This window comes from Candidatus Egerieousia sp. (genome assembly GCF_056211015.1).
Window position 1 is genome coordinate 1 of the sequence record NZ_JBAELF010000066.1, and the last position, 2014, is coordinate 2014.

At 43.8% G+C, this 2014-nt stretch carries 1 protein-coding gene; it reads right to left on the reverse strand.

All coding sequences use genetic code 11. The annotated features are described in order from the left end of the window. Window positions 1–240: 240 nt before the first annotated feature. Window positions 241–2014: C10 family peptidase (locus AC06L3_RS04655; protein WP_475669457.1), on the reverse strand; the 1774-nt coding region annotated here is incomplete at its 5' end.

A 2014-nucleotide genomic window follows, 5' to 3' on the forward strand; every position in this document is an offset into this window, starting at 1 on the left:
CTCTCGCGGGAGAGCTTGTAAATCAGGTCCGTCTTATCTACATACACCCTTCCTGTCTGGACAATGGTCTCAAAACTGTCCAGATCCTTAGGGAACTCCCAGGGTTCCCTGTATCTCTTGGCTTCTTCCATAACTGTTCTCTTGTTTCCAATTTTGCGAATATAAACAAAAGCGTTTTGAATAGCAAATGAATGGTTCCTGCACAATACGGATTTATTTCAAGAATCTCCTTGCATTGTCTTACCTGTGTACAAACTGCTTGGAAAGCCTTGATGTGTGGTCGAAAAGATTTTTACCCAATTTCTGGACTCTCAATGATTCGGGAACACTGACATATTCAAGCCTAGGGGTCCACGAAAACGCTCCATCCCCAATTGTATCCATATTGCCGAACAGAGTAACCTTTTGCAGGGAGCAACAGTTAAAAAAGGCATAATCTCCAATTGACAAGGCCGATTGCGGAAGGCGTATTTCCCGCAGATTGCTGCATCTGCAGAACATATAATCTCCTATTTCATCATCTTTCAAGTAATATTGTAAATGGAACTCATTGCCGTCAAAGACAATTCTGTACGAGCCATCATCTGCTCTGTCAAGACCAAGTTCCTGCATCTGCTGCCATTGTTGCGGAGACATATTGTCCATATCAAACAGCAATCTTCTTTCTGTAGTTATGCCGTTTACCGTTTCATAGGCAGTGTAAAACAATTTGAAACCGGAAGCGCTGTTCGCATAGTAGTGTGATGCTGCTTCATCTTGAACTATATTGGCATTGCCAAGGTCCAATTTCATAAGAGACCCATTCCAGCCTTCACCTTCCGCTCCTGCCATATGGCGGAGAAGAGTCACGTCATCTGAATTCAGAGGCCCGGAAATGCTCAATTCAGTAAGCAACAGCTTGTCTGCTGCCGAAAGACATTTGGAAAGCTGGCCGGCACCGGACAATTTGATGGACCTGCTACAATTGTCTTTGTCAAGCAAAGGCCTGATACCTGTGAGCATATTTTCAAAATGCAATCCCGGTTCATTGGCTTGCGGAATGCAAAGTACTCTGTAATATCCGTTGCCATAACTGTTCCATCCAAGGTTATAATGCAGAAAATCACCATTGTACCCATCGCAAACAAATAAATGAGTGTCATCTGAAACAATGATAGGTCTTGATTTATCAAGTTCCTGATAAATCAGAGGTATGGCCTTCTGGTCAGAAATCTTTTCATATAGCTTGGCCAACGGACTGTATCCCCAGTTGCACAATAAAGCTCCCTTGAAATTGGAAATGGAGGATGATGTGCCATTAGGGCTCATTTGAGCCCCCAGCGACGCCCCGCAGCACAACAGAAGCTTGTTCATCTCAAACACTGAGTGAGAGTCATGTTCGTTTCTTGCATATTTTGGCCTTATGCTGTTCCAATCATAAGGGTAGTCACTGAAGGCCATTCTGTAATACTTATCTTCAACGCTGTAACAATATTCGCCTACCGCAGCCGAAGGCCAGTGATAGTACTGGAGTATTTGAGAAAGAGCTACAGGCCCGCAACCTACGATACACGCAGTGTCCTTGCCCCCAATCGTAACTTTGGGATGACGGAGATTGTAAGGGTATGATTGGCTGAAAGCAATCTCTCCAAGCAGAGGCCCAACCTGGCGATGGTGTTCAAGCAAACCTGACGGATGATATTTTTTTTTGTTTTGAAACAGATACCGGATTTGCCTGCTATATTTTTTCATTATGTGATTTATGGTATCTTCACGGTAATCCGCACCATTCTCAAAGTACGATGATTCCAAACTATATGCAAGGACAGGACTGTCGAGGTATTTTATGTAATCGCTCTTTGCAACAATGACCAACAGACCGTTCATCTGGTCACCGAATAGAACCGCATACGAAGTGGAACACTTTGCTTTCAGATTGCATTTTTGAGGATCTGCACCTTTTTCAATCAGAAATGCCTTTGCAATTTCCCGTTCCGTGATGTAGCCGGACGAGCCCGCAAATGATAACAAGGGG